This window comes from Marinobacter sp. DS40M6, from assembly GCF_028581595.1.
Taxonomy (GTDB): Bacteria; Pseudomonadota; Gammaproteobacteria; order Pseudomonadales; family Oleiphilaceae; genus Marinobacter; species Marinobacter salarius.
Genome location: NZ_JAFCAE010000004.1, coordinates 246366 through 267270 on the forward strand (window position 1 = coordinate 246366; position 20905 = coordinate 267270).

General features: G+C 56.9%; 18 protein-coding genes. 4 read left to right on the forward strand and 14 right to left on the reverse strand.

What is annotated here, in order from left to right:
* The first annotated feature begins 91 nt into the window (after positions 1 to 91).
* The 3 genes from JJO78_RS11880 to JJO78_RS11890 all read left to right on the forward strand — a co-directional run bounded on the left by JJO78_RS11880 (position 92) and on the right by JJO78_RS11890 (position 4244).
* Complete coding sequence (locus JJO78_RS11880; protein ID WP_273623784.1) at positions 92 to 2293, forward strand: hypothetical protein; 2202 nt, start codon at positions 92 to 94, stop codon at positions 2291 to 2293.
* Positions 2294 to 2371: 78 nt separating this feature from the next.
* On the forward strand, positions 2372 to 3298 hold the full coding sequence (locus JJO78_RS11885; protein ID WP_273623787.1) for a glucosaminidase domain-containing protein: 927 nt from the start codon (positions 2372 to 2374) through the stop codon (positions 3296 to 3298).
* Positions 3299 to 3347: 49 nt separating this feature from the next.
* Positions 3348 to 4244: an acyltransferase gene (locus JJO78_RS11890; RefSeq protein ID WP_273623788.1), complete on the forward strand. Its 897-nt coding sequence runs from the start codon at positions 3348 to 3350 to the stop codon at positions 4242 to 4244.
* A 17-nt stretch (positions 4245 to 4261) separates the two neighbouring features.
* On the opposite strand, the gene JJO78_RS11895 is transcribed toward JJO78_RS11890, so the two are convergent.
* The 5 genes from JJO78_RS11895 to zapE all read right to left on the reverse strand — a co-directional run bounded on the left by JJO78_RS11895 (position 4262) and on the right by zapE (position 13107).
* Positions 4262 to 6958 carry a LuxR C-terminal-related transcriptional regulator gene (locus JJO78_RS11895; protein WP_151982651.1) on the reverse strand — a complete coding sequence of 899 codons (2697 nt, stop codon included), beginning with the start codon at positions 6956 to 6958 and terminating at the stop codon, positions 4262 to 4264.
* Positions 6959 to 7247: 289 nt separating this feature from the next.
* Positions 7248 to 8609 (reverse strand): DUF1329 domain-containing protein, encoded by a 1362-nt coding sequence (locus JJO78_RS11900; RefSeq protein WP_085679870.1) that lies wholly within the window; start codon positions 8607 to 8609, stop codon positions 7248 to 7250.
* A gap of 33 nt (positions 8610 to 8642) precedes the next feature.
* Complete coding sequence (locus tag JJO78_RS11905) at positions 8643 to 10532, reverse strand: DUF1302 domain-containing protein (RefSeq protein WP_151982653.1); 1890 nt, start codon at positions 10530 to 10532, stop codon at positions 8643 to 8645.
* A gap of 227 nt (positions 10533 to 10759) precedes the next feature.
* Positions 10760 to 11944, reverse strand: coding sequence for a thiolase family protein (locus JJO78_RS11910; RefSeq protein ID WP_273064360.1), 1185 nt, complete (start codon positions 11942 to 11944; stop codon positions 10760 to 10762).
* A 65-nt stretch (positions 11945 to 12009) separates the two neighbouring features.
* Positions 12010 to 13107 carry a cell division protein ZapE gene (gene zapE, locus JJO78_RS11915; protein WP_177190585.1) on the reverse strand — a complete coding sequence of 366 codons (1098 nt, stop codon included), beginning with the start codon at positions 13105 to 13107 and terminating at the stop codon, positions 12010 to 12012.
* Positions 13108 to 13371: 264 nt separating this feature from the next.
* On the opposite strand from zapE, the gene JJO78_RS11920 reads away from it, so the two are divergent.
* Positions 13372 to 13809: a YhcB family protein gene (locus tag JJO78_RS11920; protein ID WP_007155665.1), complete on the forward strand. Its 438-nt coding sequence runs from the start codon at positions 13372 to 13374 to the stop codon at positions 13807 to 13809.
* 3 nt (positions 13810 to 13812) lie between these two features.
* On the opposite strand, the gene JJO78_RS11925 is transcribed toward JJO78_RS11920, so the two are convergent.
* The 9 genes from JJO78_RS11925 to mlaD form a co-directional block, all read right to left on the reverse strand.
* Positions 13813 to 14556, reverse strand: a complete 744-nt coding sequence (locus JJO78_RS11925) for a Nif3-like dinuclear metal center hexameric protein (RefSeq protein WP_036209901.1) — start codon at positions 14554 to 14556, stop codon at positions 13813 to 13815.
* 34 nt (positions 14557 to 14590) lie between these two features.
* On the reverse strand, positions 14591 to 15646 hold the full coding sequence (hisC, locus tag JJO78_RS11930; protein WP_273623792.1) for a histidinol-phosphate transaminase: 1056 nt from the start codon (positions 15644 to 15646) through the stop codon (positions 14591 to 14593).
* The gene (hisD, locus tag JJO78_RS11935; protein ID WP_273623794.1) at positions 15639 to 16961 is read right to left on the reverse strand and encodes a histidinol dehydrogenase; all 1323 of its coding nucleotides are present in this window, start codon (positions 16959 to 16961) and stop codon (positions 15639 to 15641) included. The genes hisC and hisD overlap by 8 nt, the downstream gene beginning before the upstream one ends.
* Before the next feature lie 171 nt (positions 16962 to 17132).
* Complete coding sequence (gene hisG / locus JJO78_RS11940; protein WP_075196503.1) at positions 17133 to 17780, reverse strand: ATP phosphoribosyltransferase; 648 nt, start codon at positions 17778 to 17780, stop codon at positions 17133 to 17135.
* A gap of 22 nt (positions 17781 to 17802) precedes the next feature.
* Positions 17803 to 19065 carry a UDP-N-acetylglucosamine 1-carboxyvinyltransferase gene (gene murA, locus JJO78_RS11945; RefSeq protein WP_036209888.1) on the reverse strand — a complete coding sequence of 421 codons (1263 nt, stop codon included), beginning with the start codon at positions 19063 to 19065 and terminating at the stop codon, positions 17803 to 17805.
* A gap of 27 nt (positions 19066 to 19092) precedes the next feature.
* Positions 19093 to 19335, reverse strand: coding sequence for a BolA family protein (locus JJO78_RS11950; protein ID WP_036209886.1), 243 nt, complete (start codon positions 19333 to 19335; stop codon positions 19093 to 19095).
* 60 nt (positions 19336 to 19395) lie between these two features.
* Positions 19396 to 19737, reverse strand: a complete 342-nt coding sequence (locus JJO78_RS11955) for an STAS domain-containing protein (protein WP_273623795.1) — start codon at positions 19735 to 19737, stop codon at positions 19396 to 19398.
* Positions 19734 to 20387, reverse strand: coding sequence for an MlaC/ttg2D family ABC transporter substrate-binding protein (locus JJO78_RS11960; protein WP_036210348.1), 654 nt, complete (start codon positions 20385 to 20387; stop codon positions 19734 to 19736). Before JJO78_RS11960 ends, JJO78_RS11955 begins: the two co-directional genes overlap by 4 nt.
* A gap of 26 nt (positions 20388 to 20413) precedes the next feature.
* Positions 20414 to 20869 carry an outer membrane lipid asymmetry maintenance protein MlaD gene (gene mlaD / locus JJO78_RS11965; protein WP_273623796.1) on the reverse strand — a complete coding sequence of 152 codons (456 nt, stop codon included), beginning with the start codon at positions 20867 to 20869 and terminating at the stop codon, positions 20414 to 20416.
* Positions 20870 to 20905 lie beyond the last annotated feature (36 nt).

Here is a 20905-nt window from a genome sequence, read left to right on the forward strand (position 1 = left end):
TTTCGTGCCCTTCCTCACTCTTTGTGCCTTGCCAACTTGATAGACTTCTGGCTCACGCTTCTGGAACGTTTTATCTGGCATGGACAACCCTATGTTTCACCTAGCTGCACGGACCTTCACCGCTGTATTCACTCTTTCCACTGTTACGTTGATGATCGGCTGTGACGGTAGTGGTGACGCGAACGACGACGTGGCAGGCCGGGGAAACAGCTTCCCGCCGACAAAAAACGCGATCGATGACTTCACGCCCGGCTCAACCGGCGATTCCAACAATGCGTCCGGCCTGGCCAAAGATGAAGTACGGATTACCATGGAGGTGCCGGAATCCGTTGCACCAGGTGGTGAGTTGACGCGCCGCAACCTAAGGATTGTGGAGCCCGACACCATTCGGGTTTACCTGACCGATCAGACCCTCCGCGAGCTCGGCTCCGTAGAGACTCGGTCCCGCCGGGAAGACAGCGGGCGAACCGTCATCCGTTTTGAGAATGGACAACCAATAGGACCCAATGTCGTTATCGAAGCCACTTATGGCAACAGCCGCATGCGATCACTGGCGGCCGATGAAGACAGGGACGTGAAAGTGAACCCGTTTTCGGAATACCTCGTGACCAACTCGCTGGACCTCTACAGCTCCGGCGAGTTCTCCCAGATCATGGACTGTGTGAACGACGTCAATGGCTCACTGTGCTTGAACAAGTACGTCTGGCCCACGCTCGCCGATCAGGTCCATGATTTTGAAATCGATATCCCCGGCAATCTGGATGTCGACGGAGCACTCGACCTGCTAGAGGAACGGGGAGATTTCGCCCGATATGTGGACGCTATGGCCGATTACGCACTATTGGGAGAAAGCTCCTCCGGCAAGATAGAAGCCAGCGCCGCGAACTACAATTCAGTGTTCTGGGGCGTCGAATTGGGGCAAACGTTTCTCGAGTCCAGCATTGCCGGCTCCGGCCAATGGGGCGTGCGGATCGCCCGCGAGGAAACCACAACCGACCAGAACGGTACCGGCTATGTTTACCCAGGCATGACGTTAACCTCCCTCGACGCCTTCAATATTCGAGTCACCAACCTGGCCAGCGATATCCCCTATGATCGCCGGGCCCTGATACATGCCGATGGCAACGAGTTCTTCGACCGCCCGGCCTGGGACCTGAATACCCACTCATCCTCGCCTGGCGCCGCCACCGTGGAGGACGAAACCCGCCTGCTGGCCGGCCGCGCCCTTTACCAGAGCATCACCGGCCGTGGTAGCTCCCGGATCATAGGCTGGACCCGCAACCCCTATTTCATGAGCGCATACGTCGGTGGCGGCACCGAACAGCCCGATCGAGTCCTTAGTGGGTATTTCAGCGCCGGGAAAGCGATTGAACTTCGCTCGGAGAGCGGTGAATTGAAGCGCGAGCGGACACTGGAAGATCACTACCTGTCCGTGTTTGAACTGAACCTGCTCAGGAAAGAAGGATTCGAGCGCCAGAAACTGGATGGCCGCAACTACAACGTGGCTTACCTGTCCACCCGCATGGGCGATGAGAACCAGCCCTTCGTGGTAGAAGCCGGCGTGGGAAACTGGCAGATCAGTGGCCCATCCGTCACCCAGACCATGGCGACCACCTCCCTGCGCAGGGACAACACGGGGAACGTCACTGTGTCCGTGCCGGCAGACAACCCCGGCCAGCGGGACGCCAACTGGATCATCAGTGAGCGTCAGTCCCGGGTTTACGACCCAAACAGTGGAAACCGTATCGTCAGTAACGGGCGCCTGAATCTGGACCGCGACAGTGCCTCCGGCCTGGATGAGAAGCCGGACATCGCCGTCGGCGCATCAACGCCGAACGGTTCGCTGATGGCCTTCAACCTGGACACCAACGCCATTGGTGATGGAATTCTGGTGGCTGCCGAGCAAGCCAATGCCTCACCACCCAGCCAGGGGCGCTACCGCCTTCAGGGCGTGGGGGTGGGAATGGAGCAGGCCAGCAACCGGCTGACGCATTTCGATAACGCCCTGCTGGTGATTGAATCTTCCGGCGGCGCCCGTCTGGAGGGCCGGACACTCGAGGTTGTCCATCAAGTCAATGCCGAATCTGTCTCCACTCCGCAGGCACAGTCACCCGGAACGGTATCCCTGGCGTACACGGCCAGCAACACCGGGGCTGCAACGTTTAGTGCGGGCAGCCTGACGCTGGACGGCTTTTTCACCAGCGATCAGGATCAGTTTTTCCTGCAACTCAGGCAGACAGAGGGCCAGGAAGAGGTACTGGGGTTGCTCATGGCGACACGCCTGCCAGATTAGCGGGCAGCAAACCACCCGGGCGACGTTGGCGTATAACCTGTTATAATTGCTGTCATATCGATTGTAACGAGAGGTTTTATGTCTTCTGGTATCCGGGCACTGTGGTTGATAGTTCCGCTGATGGTTTTTGGTTTGTGGGGCATACTGCACACTCCTGACCCAGACCACGACCGCGACGCCGAGGACTCGGATGTCGCCCTGGCCAAACTGCCTTCACTCCCTGGCTGGTCACGAGCGGACTTGCCGGATTTCTCTGCCTACCGTGATACCACCGAGAAGAAAGCCGCGTTTTTCTCGTTCCTGTATCCACGTATCGTGCTGGCAAACTCCCGTATTCTGATCGAGCGTGATTACCTCGACAGCCTGGCCGGCAAGGACGAACTCAGCAAATCGGAACTTTCCTGGTTGAAAAGCCAGGCCGAGCGCTTGAGGGTTGATGAAGAACCCGGCAGCGAAACCATGTTCCGACGCCTGAAAAACCGCCTCGATGTGATTCCACCCTCGCTGGTGCTGGCTCAGGCCGCCAATGAATCCGCTTGGGGCACCTCCCGTTTTGCACGTAGAGGCAACAACCTGTTCGGACAATGGTGTTTCTCGCAGGGCTGCGGTCTGGTGCCCCGGGGACGAGTCGAGGGTGCCAGTCATGAAGTGGCAAGCTTCTCCTCGCCTTACCGATCTGTGCGTTCGTACATCCAGAACCTGAATCGCCATCCAACCTACCAGTTGCTCAGGGACATTCGCCTGAAAGCCCGTAATCGTGATGATATCGCCAGTGGTCCAAGCCTTGCTGCCGGTTTGCTGGGGTATTCCGAGCGCGGTGAAGATTATGTGGAGGAGATTAGAAACATGATCCGCCACAACAACCTGGATTATTATGATGACGACTTCCAGGCTATTGTTCAGGGGACTAACTCCCAGGAACTCTTGGAGTTGGCTGCGGCAAAACAGGAGCAGGCACTGTTGCCCGGTGCCACCACCGCTGACGAAACCAGTGGCGAAGGCTGACACCGCCATCACACAACCAAGCTAAATCGTATTCCGGAGACATCGGTCAATGTCCAGGTTCTTGCCCGCACCCGTCAAAGGCGTGCTCGCAGTGCTTTGTATTGTTCTTAACACCCTTTGGCTATTCCCGATCCTGATGGTGTTTGCCGTGATCAAGTTGTTGATCCCGACGCCTTCGGTTCGCAAAGGCTGCACCATCGTTCTGAACCGCATCGCGTGGTTCTGGATTGGCTTCAACAATGTGCTGGCTGACGTACTTCACAACATCGAGTGGGATATCCGCGGCGCTGAGGGCCTGAGCCGCGAACACTGGTACTTCGTCACCTGCAACCATCAGAGCTGGGCCGACATTCCCGCCATCCAGCACGTATTGAACAGCCGCATCCCGCTATTGAAGTTTTTCCTCAAACAGCAATTGATCTGGGTACCCTTGCTGGGCGTGGCCTGGTGGGCGCTGGACTTCCCCTTCATGCGACGCCACACCAAGGAGCAGATAGCCCGGCGTCCGGAATTGAAGGGCAAGGACGTGGAAGCCACTCGAGCCGCCTGTGAGAAGTTCCGGTATACACCGGTGACCATTTTCAACTTCATGGAAGGTACACGGCTCACACCGGCCAAACACCAGAGTCAGAATTCGCCCCACAAACACCTGCTAAGGCCTCGCGCAGGCGGTACGGCCTTTGTACTGGAAGCCATGGGCGAGTCCCTGCACACCATGCTGGATGTGACCATCGTATATCCGGACGGCAAGTCCGGCATTTGGGATTACCTGTGCGGGCGGATCCAACGGATTGTGGTTGATATTCGAACGCGAGAAATTCCACACCGTTTCCTGGGCATGGACTACGAAAACAACCGTGAAATACGGGCGGACTTCCAGCGTTGGGTAAGCCAGGTATGGGAAGAAAAGGACGCTCTTATAGACGAGCTGAAGCAGACTGGCTGAACGTTACAGAGCTTTCACTATAGCAACCCCAGTTCACGGGCGCGGACGATGGCCTGCGTGCGTGACTTCACCTCGAGCTTGGCGTTGATACGACGAGCATGGGTTTTGACCGTGTGCAACGAGATGTGAAGGCGGTCGGCAATGTCCTGGTTCGACAACCCCTGGGCAATCAACTCAAGCACTCCCTGCTCCCGGTCGCTGATAGGCTCAGCCAGAGACGCGTGCTCTTTCATGTCGGTGAGACCGTAAAGCCTCCCTATCGCGTCGACAAATGGCGCATCTGGCAGCTGGGTCCAGGTTTTCTCAAGCAGTTCCTGAAGTTCTCCCCTCAGCTCCGCGAAGGGGCTGATGTAGTGCTCTTCTCCTGCCATGGCTATAGTGGCGGTCAGTATTTTCTGGGCAGCGGAAGGGCCTTTCTGGCGCCAGCTAAGGACACTTTCCAGCAGCCTGGAATATAAGTCCAAACCGAAAGGCAATGTCTCCCCGCCGTTGTCCCGAATGTTCCGGACGGTTTCAGCAGCCTTGATGTCATCACCCCGCGCCAGTTCGATCCTCGCCTGCAGGCATTGCAGCATGCCAGGCATCATTGGGAACATTTCCGGCACGCAATTCACTTCCCGCCATGGCTTGAGCCGTTCCATAGCCTGTGCCGCCGTGTCCGTCTGACCCAGCGCCAGCCAGCCGCTGATTTTCAGAGCCTCAAGCACAGGCACATAGACGGACTCGTCGACCTGCCACGACTGCATGGTTCGCTCGGCACGACCAATCCAGGCAAACGCATCGTCCATCCGATTCTGGGTGCGGCAAATCAACACCCTCAGCGCCATGGCCAGCAGCAACCCAAGATCGCGGGTTTGCTCTGCATGGCGAACACAGGTCACCAACAGGCGATCTGCTTCCGCCTGTCGTCCCTGGTGCCAAAGCACCATCACCAGATTTAGCTGTAGGCGTGTTTCGCCAACACGTGCGGGCCGCGATGACTCGTTCATGGCGGTATCCAGACCAGTGCGCAGCAGTTGCTCTGCGTGTTTCAACGATCCCTTGCCAAGCTCGATCCGTGCGTGGGCATAGACTGCCAGAACTTCCGAACCAGCGTCTCCAGCCTCTCGAGCCAGCCTTGCGGCAATGCGATTGGCCTCCCGGGCATCGCCAAACCTGCCTGCGGCGCATAGCGCACTGGAACGAACCAGCTGCGTCACCAGCTGGCCCTGAGTAGACAACTCCTCCGCCTGCAGGGCTCTGTCTGCGACCATCAGGGCCTCATCAACACTGCCCTCGCCGCGGAGAATAAAGGCCCTGAGCGCATCGACCCGGCCAGCAAGTTCGGGACGCTCGCCATTATCGAGATCGTTGATCAACATTCTTGCCTGCCTGAACTGACCACCGATGGCATGGACCCAACCGTAGACAATCTTCAGACGCGCGCTTTTCTCCAGCAGCCCCGACGGCAACGACCGGCGAAGCCGAAGCAAAGACGCGGTATCCTGGCCAATCAACAAAGCCTCTGAGCCTTCAGAGGCTATCCGGACCGATTCCTCAAGACTACCGCTCACCAGCGCATAACGCAGCGCCTCGGGAAACTGATGACGGTCACTAAACCAGCGGCTGGCTTTCAGGGCACGCTCCTGCGACTCATCGAGGGCCGGCGTCTGTAACCAATCGTGCAGCAAAGGGTTCAGGCGGAACCAGCGCCCACGCCCCGGCAATGGACGCAGCGGGATACCACTTTCCGAAGCTGCAGAGGGTCGAAAGGCATGATCACACCCAGCATCAGCCAATGACAGGAACAGTTCGTCCGAGACGATCTCCATTTCCGCCATGATTCTCAGAGAACGCTGTTGGCCAGGCGTTAAATGAATCAGCACAGCATCCCTGAGAAAACGCTCAACACTGAAGGTTTCCTGTATCGGCAATCGGGATTCCGGCGCGGAGTCCAGTTCCCGCTGGTACAACCCCAAAGGCGTAATCCATCCCTCAGTTAACGAAAACAGATGCTCCACAGCAACCGTGGTCAGTTGATTACGGTCGATCGCAGCGTGGAAGAACTCGAACGTTTCCAGCCGTGTCAACTCAAGGGAATCCGCGCCGATTCTATTGAATCGGCCTTCCAGTTCGAATGTGTGGGTCTCAAATGGCAGCGGCTTTCTGGACACCATCACCAGCGCCAGACCAGAAGGGATGTTCTCAACCAGCTGCTGAAGCAGGGCGATGGCTGCCGGATTGGCGACGGTGCCAACGTTATCAATCACGAGCACACTGTCGCGGTCCGAGTCGCTCCAGTGAGCATCGGACAATAGTAGGGCAAGCGCATCCGTATTGCTGGAAGCTTTCTGTTGCCCTGACGGTCGCGAGGTGGCACCGGGCGGTGTCAACGCGATTTCAAGCAAGGCCAACAGTCGCCCGGCATCATTTTCCTGCCCGGTCAAAGCCAGCCATCGGAGGGTGTCGGGGCTACGGGAGGTTTCACGGAACGCCGCACTCAGGGCATGAGTTTTACCATAACCGGAAGGCGCCTCAAGCAACAGAACCGAGCCCGGAGTTATTGCCGCTGTCAGTTTTTCGGTTAGCGCTGGCCTTTTGAGGTAATTCGGAACGGGCTCCGGCATCCGTACTCGCTGGCGCAACAAATCCCTGATCAACTCGCCACGATGAGTACCGCCTAATGTTGACTGGAACTCATCGTTGGCCGCACGGCCATCATCGAATGGTTTCACTCTTTGCCCCGTTGAAAGCCCGGAATCTACGAGCCCGATGGGCCCTTATCCGGCAAATGTGATCTCTGCTTTGTCGTTGCTGCGGCGCCCTGCATCGGGTACGCCTTTAGTATTAGTAGGGAGAGGTTAAACCAAATCGGGGGTAGGCTGCAAAAATTTGACGGGAAGAGAACGAAATACCGGCAAATTCCCAACATTCGAGGAAATTCAAGGACTTTAACAAAAAAGCGGCGGACCCAAGGGTCCACCGCTTTCCAGTCAGCCGGGATTGCTCCCGGATAACGGTGACTTACCGCGTACCTGCACGACGCAGAGCAGCGGGTGTGTAGTCACGTGACATGCGATCAACCCCAAACTCGTAAGGGTTGGATTCTTCGTTGGTCAAACCCAGAACCAGATACCGTCCAGACAGCAGGTCGTACAGGGTTTCAATGGCGTACCAGGGAACGATCTGATCGTAGAACTGCATGCTGTGCGCTTCTGCCACACGCCACAGTTCTCCACGACCATCGTAATGATCGATTACCGCCGCCTGCCAAGAGTCTTCATCGATATAGAAGTCACGCTGGGCGTAGATATGACGCTCACCGTCCTTCAGTGTGGCACGCACGTGCCAGACACGGTGCAGCTCATAGCGGGTCAGATTCTGGTTGATATGGCCGGCCTTGATGATTTCGTCATAGTCCAGGCTTCGGTCGACCAGCTTGTAGGAGTTGTACGGAATGTACATTTCCTTCTTGCCAACCAGCTCCCAGTTGTAACGGTCAGGCGCGCCGTTGAACATATCAAAGTTGTCGGAGGTACGCATGCCGTCCGCAGCGGTACCCGGGCCGTCATAGGCAACCTGCGGGGCGCGGCGTACACGACGCTGACCGGCGTTGTATACCCATGCGCGACGCGGTTCCTCAACCTGGTCGATGGTTTCGTGAACCAGCAGTACGTTACCAGCAAGGCGGGCCGGGGCGGTGATGGCCTGCTTGAAGTAGAACAGTACGTTCGGGTCCTGCCCCGCCTCATAGTCTTCCAGGTAGGTTTTCCACGTCAGTTCGTCCTGGAATTTCACAACGCTGAAGGCGCCGTCTTCTGTCGGAGTCACCTGCCCTACGTTGCGTTGAACGGAGCCACCGCGATAGCGGGTGATGTGGTTCCAGATAACTTCCAGGCCATTCTGTGGAATCGGGAATGGCGTAGCCGTCTGGTAGTTACCCAGGCCATTACCATTCTTGATCAATTCCACACTCGTGGCGTTGTCAACGGTATCCTTCATGACCTGTTCCGGGTATGCAGCGGAACGGTGTGTCTCGTATACCGGCATCACGTATTCGTCATAACGCTTGATCATTGCGACCTGCCCCGGGGACAGGTTCTCCGCATACTGGTCAACGTTGCTCTGGTTGATAGTGAACTTTGGCTCCTCGTTCGGGAACGGGTTCACGTAGATACCATCGTTTTTGTACCCGGCAGGAGGTGTCGTCAGACCTCCATCCCAGGCCGGAATAGCGCCCCCGTTACCCGCTTTCTCAGCACCCATTGGCGTGAGCGAGTCACCGAGCTTGGCCGCTTCCTGTGCGGAAACCGCGCCAAAGGCGTTACCCGCAATCAACGTTGCGGACAGAATGCCAGTGGCCAGTAGCTTCTTGTTCAGTTTCATTTAAATTACCTCGTTAAACGAATTCAGGCCGAATCAGAATGAGTAGGAAACGCTCGCACTCACGAAATCACGGTCGGTCAACTCGTTATACGGCTTGCCACCGAAAAAGTTTGTGTAACCGATATTACCGGTTATACGGTTTTGGTATACACCCTGAAGTGACAGGCCGATAGCCTTGTTGCCTTCGTTGAAGTTACCACCAGGCTGCGGCGCATAACCCTGAACGTCATGGCTCCAGGCCAACTGCGGCGACAGGTTGATACCAGCGATTGCGTTCGGGTAGTCCCAAACCAAGCGCGTGCGGTAGCCCCAGGAGAAGGATGTGGTAAAGCCTTCATTAGTACAGTAGCTGGCATTGATGTTGGCACCTGCCTCACAGAAATCACCCGTGAAGTTGGAACCTTCCACCGGCAATGTACCGATACCAAAGGTACCTGAGCGACCGTAACGGGCTTCATCCTCGTCCGGAAGATCGTGAACGTAGGTGGCACCAAATTCCGTGATCAGGGAAAGGCGACTTGCCCCCATGACCTGGTCGAAGAACTTGATCAATGTGAACTGCGCCTGGGAAACGTTGAATCGGTCGTAACCGTCAACAGGCTTTCCTGCCAGGTTGGCTCCTCCGGATTCCTCAAGCCGCTGCTTTTCAAGCTTGCTTAGAATTTCCCCGTTCGGACCACGCTGCTGCAAACCACCATATATCAGCTCAAACGCGTTCCACTGGAGCGGAACGTTATCACGGAAGCTGTACTCAGCACCCAGTGACCAACCACCCGGGGTGGTGGTGTTGATACTGATACCATAGAGATTGATGTTTTCGGGATACTCAATGAAGTAGCTCGGAAACGTGGAGTTCGGTTCGTTCGGATCGTTCTGTTGGCTGCCGCTGGGTGAAGACGGGTTGTTCACCAAGCCACTGACATACGGCAGACGGCTGTTGTACTTGATGTAGTAGAAACCAAGCTCTGAGTCGTTCAGGGCTGGCACATACCAGCGCAGCGCGACACCAAACTGGTCCTTGGAATCCGCCTCACGGTCCGCCAGACGAGGAGCAATGAACCCCTGCGCCGCCGCTTGGGAATCAGGCAACTGACCGGCCAACAAAACCGGGCCACAGCCGTCAGCGGCAAAGTCGTTTGTCGAGAAGAATGTGCCGCAATCATCTGGGCGAACCGGCTCCCAGTCAGCTTGCACAAACGCTTCAACAGTCACGTTTTCCGTAATACCCGCCGAGGCATAGAACATTTCAACAGGCAACAGCGCGTCTTTTAGTTCGGAGCCTGGTGCCCGGAAGGCAGGTACGTCGACCGGGTTAATGGTATTGATACCGCCCTGGATGAACGTACTTTCACCCCAGCTCAACACCTGCTTGCCGTAACGGAGACTGACCGGAACATTACCAAAGTACCAGTCCGAGAATACGTAGGCGTCAAGGATTTCACCGCCAGAGGCATTATCTTTGGCTTCGTCGTTCAGTTCACGGCGCTGACCGACGGGGTCCACGGCCCGGTTCTCATCTTTCAGTTCGAAGTCATACCAGTACCGACCACGCACAAAACCACCAACGCGAGTCAGCGTGTCGCTGTCTACGTTGTAGTTCAGGAACAGCTCGCTGTTGCCTTTGACGATTTTGGAGTAGGTATCCCCTTTCTCGAAGTTGAGGTTACCGTCATCATAGTTGTTGGTGGACGCACCAACAGTGGTGTTTGCAAACTGTGGCCCCAAGTTACCCTGGGCAATCAACCTTCGGTCCTGTGACTCGGTACGCCAGCCAATGCCCGCCGACAGCGTCGTATTGAAAGAGGCTTCCACATCCCCCACGTAAAATGAATAGGCAGCTGCCTGCCCGGATACTCCGGCTGCAACCGCTACGGCCAGCGGCAACTTGGTCCACTGCTGCCATTGATGTGTTTTTCTTGTCATTGGAAGGCTACTCCATTGTTGTTCTGAGTCGCTGCTCTGATTATTGGTGTTCACGATGTTTGGAGGCTTCATGCACAGTGCTCGTGATGTTGGCACTATAGCTAACGCCATCGAACGCTTTGATCAGTCAAAAGTATGATTTTACGATTACGCCCCTCTCTGCGGCAGACTTCCCTCGCACTGACTCACTATAGTCAACAAATTTGGATGCAACCAGCCGGCACAAATCACAGCAATTCAATAGCCATCGCCGTTGCTTCGCCACCACCAATACACAGTGCTGCAACGCCCTTCTTCTTGCCGTAGTGCTTGAGGGAGTGCATCAGCGTCACCAGCAGGCGGGAGCCGGTGGAGCCCACCGGATGGCCCTGGGCGCAGGCGCCGCCGTGGATATTAACCTTCTCCGGGTCCAGGCCGAGTTCGCGGATGGGCATCATCGCCACCATGGCGAAGGCTTCGTTGATCTCAAACAGGTCCACGTCGTCTTTTGTCCAGCCGGTTTTGGCGAAAAGGGTTTCGATGGCACCCACCGGAGCACAGGTGAATTCCGACGGATGCTGGGACTGGGTGCTATGGGCAACAATCCGTGCCAAGGGTTTAAGACCGCGCTTTTCGGCTTCGGATTCACGCATCAACACCAGTGCAGAGGCTCCATCCGATATTGACGAGGCATTGGCCGCGGTGACCGTGCCGTCTTTGGCAAAGGCCGGGCGCAGGCTCGGGATCTTTTCGATGTTGGCGTTGTGGGGTTGCTCGTCGTCCTCAACCACTACCTCGCCTTTGCGGGTTTTGACGGTAACTGGGATGATTTCATCTTTCAGCAGCCCTTCTTCAATGGCTCTCTTGGCCCGGGTCAGGGAGGTAATCGCGTATTCGTCCATCTCTTCCCGGGTGTAGCCTTTCTTGTCGGCCATTTCCTGGGCGAAAGCCCCCATCAGCCGACCGGTTTCCGCGTCTTCAAGGCCGTCCAGGAACATATGGTCCTGAGGCGCCTGGCCAGGCCCCATGCGGTAACCACTGCGAGCACCCTGAAGAATGTACGGTGCATTGGACATGCTCTCCATACCACCGGCAACCATAATATCGTTGGTGCCGGCCTTGATCACATCGTGGGCAAACATGGCGGCTTTCATGCCCGAACCGCAAAGCTTATTGATCGTAGTGGCACCAGTGCTGTCCGGTAGCCCTGCCTGGCGCATTGCCTGGCGAGCCGGCCCTTGCTTGAGCCCTGCCGGCAGGACATTGCCCATGATCACTTCCTGCACGTCTGCCGGCTGCAAGCCGGCACGGCGGATAGCTTCGGCAATACTGATAGCGCCCAGCTCCGGCGCGGAAACCGCGGCTAGACTGCCCTGGAATCCGCCCATGGGGGTGCGCACACCGCTGACGATGACGACGTTGTCTGTGCTCATTGCTTGATCTCTCTATAGTTTGGGTAGTTCGTTATCGAATTGGACTTCGTTTAGTCCGACGCCTATCAGGCCTTGTGAGGTGCCTCGAGGTATTCCCTGGATTGCATTTCCAGCAACCGGGACTCCGTGCGCTCAAACTCAAACCCTAGCCGCCCGCCGGCATACAGGTCCGTAATCGAAGCTTCTGCGGAAATGATCACCTTGACGTTGCGATCGTAAAATTCGTCAATCATGTTTATGAATCGCCGGGCCTGATCGTCCTTGTCTTTTCCCAGCACCGGGACATTGCTGATGATCACTGCATGGAACTCCCGCGCCAGCTCGATGTAGTCGTTCTGGCTGCGCGGGCCATCGCACAGAGTCTTGAAATCAAACCAGACCACGTCATCGGCGTGGCTGAGGGCAGTCAGCTTTCGGCCGTTGATATCCAACTCCAGGCTGTGGCTGCCCGCCTCAAGCGCAAGCCCGTCGTAACTTTTCTGAAGGCTCTTGTCGGCATCCTCATCCAGGGGAAAGTGGTACAGCTCAGCCTGTTCCAGGGTTCTCAGGCGATAATCCACACCGCCATCCACATTCACCACCTCGGTGTGTTTCTTGACCAGCGCGATGGCGGGCAGGAAGCGGGCACGCTGCAGGCCATCCTTGTAAAGCCCGTCAGGCACGATATTGGAGGTACAAACCAAGGTCACACCACGACTGAACAGGCCATCCATCAACGTTGCCAGTATCATGGCGTCACCGATGTCAGAGACAAAAAATTCGTCAAAGCAAATCACCCGGGTTTCGTCCGCAAACATTTTCGCCACGATATCCAACGGGTTTTTCTCGCCTTTCAGGCTTTTCAGTTCCTTGTGAACACGCTGCATAAACCGGTGGAAGTGCACCCGCATCTTGCGATCAAAGGGCAGAGCTTCATAGAACGTATCCATGAGGTAAGTTTTACCGCGACCCACGCCGCCCCAGAAATACAAACCCTTCACCGGATCTTCTTTGCCCTTCTTGAACTTGAGGCGAAGTTTGACCATCGGTTTGTCACGCTCCCTTTCCGCCGCCACCAGTTTGTCGTAAAGTGACTGCAAACGGCGGACCGCATCTTCCTGGGCCGGGTCTTTGTGAAACTCGGGCCGCTCAAGGTCCTGCTGGTATCGTTCCCATGGGGTCATATGGGTAGTGGTCATACGGATTCGCTTTTGGGGTGTCATTAAGGCGTTTCCCGAAGTATGGTCATTCATAACGGCGGCGTATTGTGGCCGATTTTGGCTTTTTTCGCCACGTTCAACACCCTGAGAAACCGCTGCAACAGCGGGGGCGAGCCAGACATACGACGCAATACGACGATTGGCGCACGAGGCAATCGTGCGTGAACGGGCCTTGGGACGGTATACTTCGGGAAGGAATTCCTATTCATTAAAAGGATCACACAGCTTATGACAAACCTGATTCTGGCAGCCATCGCCGCATTGATTGTCGGCATTGTCATCGGAGTACTGGTTGGCCGGTCTGGTCAGGGCTCTACGCTGCGGCAGCGCCGGGCTGAACAGCAGATCGAGGAGCTGAGAAACGAGTACACACGCTATCAGGCGCAAGTGAACGAGCATTTTATGGAATCTGCGCATCTGCTGCGCCGCTTCAACGATACCTACCGGGACGTAAATCAGCACATGGCGCGGGGCGCTAACCGCCTGTGCAACGACGAAGACTGGCTGTTGGAGCTCGAGAAAGAGAACGCCAAGGCGCGTCTGGAAGGCGCCGCCAGCAAGGATGATGCAGAGCCACCCCGGGACTACGCCCCCAAGAGCGACCCCCAGGAAAAAGGCACCCTGGCCGAAGACTTTGGCCTGGCCGAAAAGCAGCAGAAAGCCTGACGCTTACACCGGGTTATCGCAGTCGATAAACCGGTGACTTACCCCAAATGCTTGCTCCAGGGCCCGCCCCAGGGCCTGAACGCCATACCGCTCAGTGGCGTGATGGCCAGCTGCGTAGTAATGAATACCGCATTCCCGGGCAGTATGGGTAGTGGGTTCTGAAATCTCGCCACTGATGTAAGCATCCAGCCCGGCTTCCAAGGCGCTGCCAATGAACCCCTGAGCTGCACCGGTACACCAGCCGACCCGGGAAATCTCTGCGGAGCCGTCCCCGACCCAAAGCGGAGCACGGGCCAGACGCTCTCCGATCAACTCCGCGAACGCCCGGGGCGCCATCGGGGCGCTCAGTTCGCCCTGCCACACAAGTCCGCCCAGTGGCCGGGGATTGAGAATACCCAACACGTCGGCCAACTGCCGATTGTTGCCATACTCAGGGTGATCGTCCAACGGCAGGTGGTAAGCAACCAGATTGATATCGTGCTCCAGCAGGCGCTTGATCCTGTCCCGTTTCATGCCACGGATGGCCTGATCCTCACCTTTCCAGAAATACCCGTGATGCACCAGAATCATGTCGGCATCGGCTTCGATCGCCGCGTCCACGAGCGCCCGGGAAGCCGTGACGCCACTTACTATGGTACGGACCTCTTCAGTGCCCTCGACCTGCAGACCATTAGGGCAATAGTCCTTGAAGTCTTGCGGGGCCAACCAGTCGTTCAGTGTGCGGAGTATCTCATTGCGTGAAGCCATGCTGCCTCCGTGGGTTTGCCTTGAATGTCTCGTGTTACACCAACGGTTTAAGGCACTCGACCAGTCGCTTGTTCTGGTCTGCCGTGCCGATGGTGATGCGCAGGAAGTCCGAGATGCGGGGCTTATTGAAGTGACGCACGATAACCCCCTTCTCCCGAAGCCCCTTCGCCAACGCCTCACCGGCATGATCCGGGTGGCGCGCAAGAATAAAGTTGGCCTTTGAGGGCAATACATCGAACCCCAAGGCTTCCAGTTTCGAGGTAACCCACCCTCGCTCGCCAATGACGCCTTCGCAGGTGGCTCGAAACCAGTCTTCATCCTCGAATGCCGCAATGGCGCCGACCTGAGCCAGGCGGTCAATAGGATAAGAGTTAAAGCTGTTCTTGACGCGGTTCAGGGCTTCGATGACCTCCGGGCTGCCGATGGCGAAACCGACGCGCAACCCGGCCAGGGAACGGGCCTTGGACAGCGTTTGGCAGACCAGCAGATTGGGATATTTCCCCACCAGCTTGATCGCACTCTCTCCGCCGAAATCCACATAGGCTTCATCCACAACCACGACCCGGTCGGGATTGGCGGCGACGATAGCCTCAACCTTATCCAGCGCCAGGTAACGCCCAGTGGGCGCATTGGGATTGGGGAAGATGATGCCGCCGTTCGGCTGCTTATAGTCCTTGGGATCAATCTCAAAGCTGTCGGTCAGCGGTACGGTCTTGCCTTCGATGTTGTAGAGGCCGCAATACACCGGATAAAAACTGTAGGTGATATCGGGGTACAACACGGGCTCACCGTGCTGGAACAGACCATAAAAGATGTGTGCCAGCACTTCGTCGGAACCGTTACCGAGGAAAACGTGCTCGCCCTGCACGCCATAGTAATTCGCGATGGTGCTTTTCAGAGCTTCACTTTCGGGGTCCGGATAAAGCCGAAGGCTGTCATTCAGTTCCGTGTTGATCGCCTCGATCACCTTCGGAGACGGGCCGAAAGGGTTTTCGTTGGTATTCAGTTTCACGAGGTTGGCCATTTTCGGCTGCTCCCCCGGTACATAGGGGACCAACTCCTTGACCCGTGAACTCCAGAACTTACTCATCTGACTGGCCCTCCCGAACCCGATACTCTGCAGAACGGGCGTGAGCCGTTAACCCTTCTCCACGCGCCAGAACAGAGGCAACTCGCCCCATCCTGTCGGCACCGGCTGCAGAAAAACCAATCAGGGACGACCGTTTCTGGAAGTCATAAACCCCCAGAGGAGAGGAGAAACGCGCCGTCCCGGACGTCGGCAACACATGGTTCGGCCCGGCGCAATAATCGCCCAGCGCCTCCGCCGTATAGCGCCCCATAAAGATGGCACCGGCATGGCGAATCTCGTCCACCAGATTCTCCGGATCTTCCACCGAAAGCTCCAGGTGCTCCGGCGCAATACGATTGGAAACGCGAGCCGCTTCCGACAAGTCGGCCACGTGAATCAATGCAGCCCGGTCCGTCATCGAGGTAGCGATGATGTCGGCCCGCTCCATGGTCGGCAGCAGCTTGTTGATGCTGGCTTCCACGGCATCCAGGAAATCGGCATCGGGACTGATAAGAATGGACTGAGCCTGCTCATCGTGCTCGGCCTGAGAGAACAAATCCATGGCAATCCAGTCTGGGTCAGTCTTGCCGTCACAAATCACCAGAATCTCCGAAGGACCGGCAATCATGTCGATACCAACGGTTCCGAACACCTCTCGCTTGGCGGTAGCGACAAAAATATTTCCCGGCCCAACAATCTTATCGACGGCAGGAATGGTCTGTGTGCCGTAGGCCAAGGCACCCACCGCCTGGGCACCGCCCACACAGAACACACGATCCACACCGGCAATCGCCGCAGCGGCGAGAACCATATCGTTCACCACACCATCCGGCGTAGGAACCACCATAATCACCTCGCCCACGCCCGCGACCTTAGCCGGGATGGCGTTCATTAGCACGGAGGAGGGATAGGCAGCCTTGCCACCGGGCACATACAGCCCTGCCCGATCCAGCGGCGTGACCTTCTGACCGAGTACAGTGCCGTCATCGTCTTCATACTGCCAGGACGTCTGATTCTGACGCTCGTGATAGTCACGCACCCGCTCGGCGGCCTTCTCAAGGGCAACACGCTGCCCCTGGGGAATAGCCTCCAGCGCCTGCCGCAACCGCTCCTGCCCCATTTCCAGTTCAGCAACAGCGCCAACCTTCAAGCGATCAAACTTCTCGGTAAACTCCAGAACCGCAGCATCCCCACGGGTTTTCACCTCATGCAGGATATGACGAACCGACTCATTCACCTGATGATCCACACTGTCTTCCCACGCCAATAGCTTGGCCAGCGCACTGTCAAAGTCACTGTCGGAAGCGCTCAATCGTCTGATGCTGATATCGGTCATCACTAAATCCTGTTTCGGATTGTTTACTCTTTGTGTTTAAGGCAACGCCTTGGCATGGGAAGTGATCAGGGACGGCTTTCCAAAACTGTACGGAGCCATGGATGGCGAAGTCCAAGCGTCACATGGACGTGCCGAAGGAGCGTGTTTTGGAAAGCCGTCCCTGAGCGCTTCTTACTCTGAAGCTCGCCTTTTTTCAACGGCGATCGACATTTTCTCAATTATGGGATTAATTCCGGCGTGTTTCATCTTCATCGAGGCACGGTTAACCACAAGGCGAGAACTGATGTTTTCAATCAGCTCGCGAGCCTCAAGACCATTCGCTTTCAGGGTATTGCCGGTATCAACGATATCGACAATCTCGTCGGCGAGCCCGAGAATCGGAGCAAGCTCCATCGCACCGTAGAGCTTGATGATATCGGCCTGCCGCCCCTGGGCCGCGTAATAGCGCCGTGCCAAATTTACGAACTTGGTCGCCACACGCAAACGGCCCTCTGGCGCTTTGCAGTCTTTCTTCCCGGCCGTCATCAACCGACACCGGGAAATATTCAGGTCCAGTGGCTCATACAGCCCCTCACCGCCGTGCTCCATCAGCACATCCTTACCGGTTACCCCCAGATCCGCTCCTCCGTATTGCACATAGGTGGGCACGTCGGTGGCCCGAAGGATCAAAACCCGTACGTTCGGGTCCGTGGTGGGAAACACCAGTTTCCGGGACTTCTTAACATCGTCGACCAGCTCGATACCCGCTTCTTTTAACAGCGGCAGGGTCTCGTCGAGGATTCGCCCCTTCGACAGCGCGATGGTGATGGAATCGGTCATGCGTCTTTCCGGTTCAATGTGTTCAGGCTGGCAGGCGGCGGATACTGGCGCCCAACAGCTGCAATTTTTCTTCGATACACTCGTAGCCACGGTCGATGTGGTAGATGCGATCAACGATGGTGTCTCCATCTGCCACCAGCCCGGCAATGACCAGGCTCGCGGACGCCCGCAGGTCCGTTGCCATCACCGGGGCACCGGTGAGGTGATCCACGCCCTTGATGATCGCAGCGTTGCCCTCAAGAGTAATGTCCGCACCCATGCGGATCAGCTCCTGCAGGTGCATGAACCGGTTCTCGAAGACCGTTTCCACGATGGTGCCAGTGCCTTCGGATACCGCGTTCATCGCCGCAAACTGCGCTTGCATATCGGTCGGAAACGCAGGGTATGGCGCTGTCCGCAGGCTAACCGCTTTTGGCTGATTGCCTTTCATATCCAGCGAAATCCAGTCCTTGCCCGTATCAATGTGGGCACCGGCCTCTTCCAGCTTCAGCAGGACCGCTTCCAGCAGATCCTCGCGGGTATCCTTGAGCTTGACCCGGCCACGGGTAGCTGCTGCTGCAACCAGGTAGGTGCCGGTTTCGACGCGATCCGGCAGCACATCGTAGTGACAGCCATGCAAACGCTCGACACCGTTGATCTCAATCGTTGCGGAGCCATGACCCTTGATGTCAGCACCCATGGCGATCAGGCATTCAGCGAGATCCACCACTTCCGGTTCCCGGGCAGCGTTTTCCAGGATGGTTTTACCATCGGCCAACGCGGCAGCCATCATCAGGTTTTCCGTACCGGTGACGGTCACGGTGTCCAGGAAGATGTGCGCGCCTTTCAGGCGGCCATTGGTCTTTGCCTTGATATAACCGTTTTCGACCTTGATGTCGGCGCCCATCTGTTCCAGGCCATGAATGTGCAGGTTCACCGGCCGACTACCGATGGCACAGCCACCCGGCAGGGACACTTCCGCTTCACCAAAGTGCGCTACCAACGGCCCTAACACCAGGATCGAGGCCCGCATGGTTTTCACCAGCTCGTAGGGCGCATGGAACTGCTTGATGGTGTTGGCGTGAACTTCGACGCTCATTTTTTCGTCGATCATCAGTTCCACACCCATGCGGCCCAGCAGCTCGATCATCGTGGTGATGTCGTTCAGGTGCGGCAGGTTGCCCACGGTCACCGGCTCATCCGCCAACAGGGTGGCAGCCAGAATCGGCAGGGCGGCGTTCTTGGCGCCGGAAATCCGGATTTCGCCATCGAGAGGCTTGCGGCCTCTGATCAGAAGTTTGTCCACAATGGTGTCCTGTAGTTTGCGGGCGTGTCAGCCCTGGCGCGCGGCCCATTCAGCCGGTGTAAAGGCCTTGGGGTGCAGGGCATGAATGGTACCGTCCAGAATGTGCTGGAACAGCGCCTTGTTGATCAGTTGCTGCCGTTTGATGGTTGGCAAACCCTCGAATACATCGCCCACTACAACAACAAGATAGTGATTGCCATCGACCTGCACTTCGACCTCACAGCCGGGCAGCGCCTCTTTAACCAACTCGGCAACTTCGGTGGCTTCCATAAATAATCCTCGGGCGTTATTAAATCAGGGGCGAGATTGTAACCAATTATGGCATTCGGGTCAGCTATGGTGCAGGTTTTCAGAAGAGGACTGGGCGGAAAAACCCGGCAAATGGCGATCAAGGCCGCTCAGGGCCGCCAAAGAGTTCAGCCGTTCACTTACGCCGGTAAACCGCAGAGCCAGACTGCGGGCAACTGCAAGGCGGTGCCAACACAGCAGCAGAGACAGCACCACGCTGTGCGCGGTGCCCATGGCGGACAGGTCCACCTGTAAATCCGCCTTGCTCGCCCGTATCCACTTCTCGCCTTCCTGCCTGACGGAGATCACGGTGAGCGGATCAACCGCGCCGCTCACCAATAGCGTGTCGCCATCAAGAGTCACCACGGGCCGGCTCGCATTCATGATTTGTCGACTTCACCTTCGAGGTTCAGCGATTCGACTGCATCGCCCCAGTCGTTGATAACAGCCTGGACCTTGCCGCCGCTCTTCTCCATCTCCTGGCTGAAACGATCACGGAAAGCCAGCCCGATGTTCACACCTTCGACGATCACGTTTTCCATCATCCAGCGACCTTCATCCGTTTCGTACATGGAATAAGTCACAGGGTAGCGGTTGCCAGAGGCACTGATCACCTCCATACGCACAGACGCCCGACCGTCGTCATTCGGGTTGATCGTGGCTTCCTTTACCTCGATGGTAAAATCGTCAGCACTCACCAGAGCCTGAGCGTAACTGTCGAAAAGACTGCGCTTGAACTTCTCAACAAACTCGTCGCGCTGCTCCGGTGATGCCTGCCTTGCATAGCGACCCATGACCCGGGCGGCAATTCGGCGAAAGTCGACGAAGTTCTTCAGCTCCTGATCCATGCTCCGATAAAACGCCTGTGGATTCTGCTCGTACAGGCCCTTTTCCTGATGGAGCTTGTCGACCAGGCGCTGGGTATTTTTATCCACATACGTGCGGAGGTCCTCCTCCGGTCCGGCGTGGGCCGGTGCTGCCAGCGCCACCATCAGCAACGCAACAATCATCAGGCTATGTCTGATCAGAACCATGGTTTTCTCCCGTGAACCACTTTCTTTCATTGTGACTGCCCGGAGGCAAAATTGGATATGAGCCGCTCAAGATTCATGGCGGATTGGGTGGAATAGAAGGTATCCCCGTCCCCCAGGGACTCCATATCTCCGCCCACCGATATATCAATGTACTGTTCACCAAGCAGCCCGGATGTACGTATTACTGCTGAGCTGTCCGCCGGAATATTATCCACACTGGCGTTCACATCAATGGTCACGTGGGCCTGGTAGGTTTCCCGATTCAGGGTTATCTCCCGGATCTTGCCGACCGTGACACCAGCCATGGACACTTTTGCCCGGGGCGTCAGCCCGCCAGCGTCGTTAAAATTGGCGTAGAGCGTGTACGAACTTTCCGGGGCCTTCGGTGTCAGCCCGCTGACCTGCAACGCCAGGAACATTATGGCGGCGATGCCTGCGATCATGAAAAGCCCCACAATCACTTCTGTTGTTCTCTGTGCCATTCCGGCCCCCTGTTTCCTGACGTTTCAGTATACCGC

What these genes read in the sequence shown, in the direction of transcription:
- JJO78_RS11880 (WP_273623784.1), top strand. Translation starts at nt 92, where the DNA reads ATGTTTCACCTAGCTGCACGGACCTTCACCGCTGTATTCACTCTTTCC.
- JJO78_RS11885 (WP_273623787.1), top strand. Translation starts at nt 2,372, where the DNA reads ATGTCTTCTGGTATCCGGGCACTGTGGTTGATAGTTCCGCTGATGGTT.
- JJO78_RS11890 (WP_273623788.1), top strand. Translation starts at nt 3,348, where the DNA reads ATGTCCAGGTTCTTGCCCGCACCCGTCAAAGGCGTGCTCGCAGTGCTT.
- JJO78_RS11900 (WP_085679870.1), bottom strand. Translation starts at nt 8,609, where the DNA reads ATGAAACTGAACAAGAAGCTACTGGCCACTGGCATTCTGTCCGCAACG.
- JJO78_RS11905 (WP_151982653.1), bottom strand. Translation starts at nt 10,532, where the DNA reads ATGACAAGAAAAACACATCAATGGCAGCAGTGGACCAAGTTGCCGCTG.
- JJO78_RS11910 (WP_273064360.1), bottom strand. Translation starts at nt 11,944, where the DNA reads ATGAGCACAGACAACGTCGTCATCGTCAGCGGTGTGCGCACCCCCATG.
- zapE (WP_177190585.1), bottom strand. Translation starts at nt 13,107, where the DNA reads ATGACCCCATGGGAACGATACCAGCAGGACCTTGAGCGGCCCGAGTTT.
- JJO78_RS11920 (WP_007155665.1), top strand. Translation starts at nt 13,372, where the DNA reads ATGACAAACCTGATTCTGGCAGCCATCGCCGCATTGATTGTCGGCATT.
- JJO78_RS11925 (WP_036209901.1), bottom strand. Translation starts at nt 14,556, where the DNA reads ATGGCTTCACGCAATGAGATACTCCGCACACTGAACGACTGGTTGGCC.
- hisC (WP_273623792.1), bottom strand. Translation starts at nt 15,646, where the DNA reads ATGAGTAAGTTCTGGAGTTCACGGGTCAAGGAGTTGGTCCCCTATGTA.
- hisD (WP_273623794.1), bottom strand. Translation starts at nt 16,961, where the DNA reads ATGACCGATATCAGCATCAGACGATTGAGCGCTTCCGACAGTGACTTT.
- hisG (WP_075196503.1), bottom strand. Translation starts at nt 17,780, where the DNA reads ATGACCGATTCCATCACCATCGCGCTGTCGAAGGGGCGAATCCTCGAC.
- JJO78_RS11950 (WP_036209886.1), bottom strand. Translation starts at nt 19,335, where the DNA reads ATGGAAGCCACCGAAGTTGCCGAGTTGGTTAAAGAGGCGCTGCCCGGC.
- JJO78_RS11955 (WP_273623795.1), bottom strand. Translation starts at nt 19,737, where the DNA reads ATGAATGCGAGCCGGCCCGTGGTGACTCTTGATGGCGACACGCTATTG.
- JJO78_RS11960 (WP_036210348.1), bottom strand. Translation starts at nt 20,387, where the DNA reads ATGGTTCTGATCAGACATAGCCTGATGATTGTTGCGTTGCTGATGGTG.
- mlaD (WP_273623796.1), bottom strand. Translation starts at nt 20,869, where the DNA reads ATGGCACAGAGAACAACAGAAGTGATTGTGGGGCTTTTCATGATCGCA.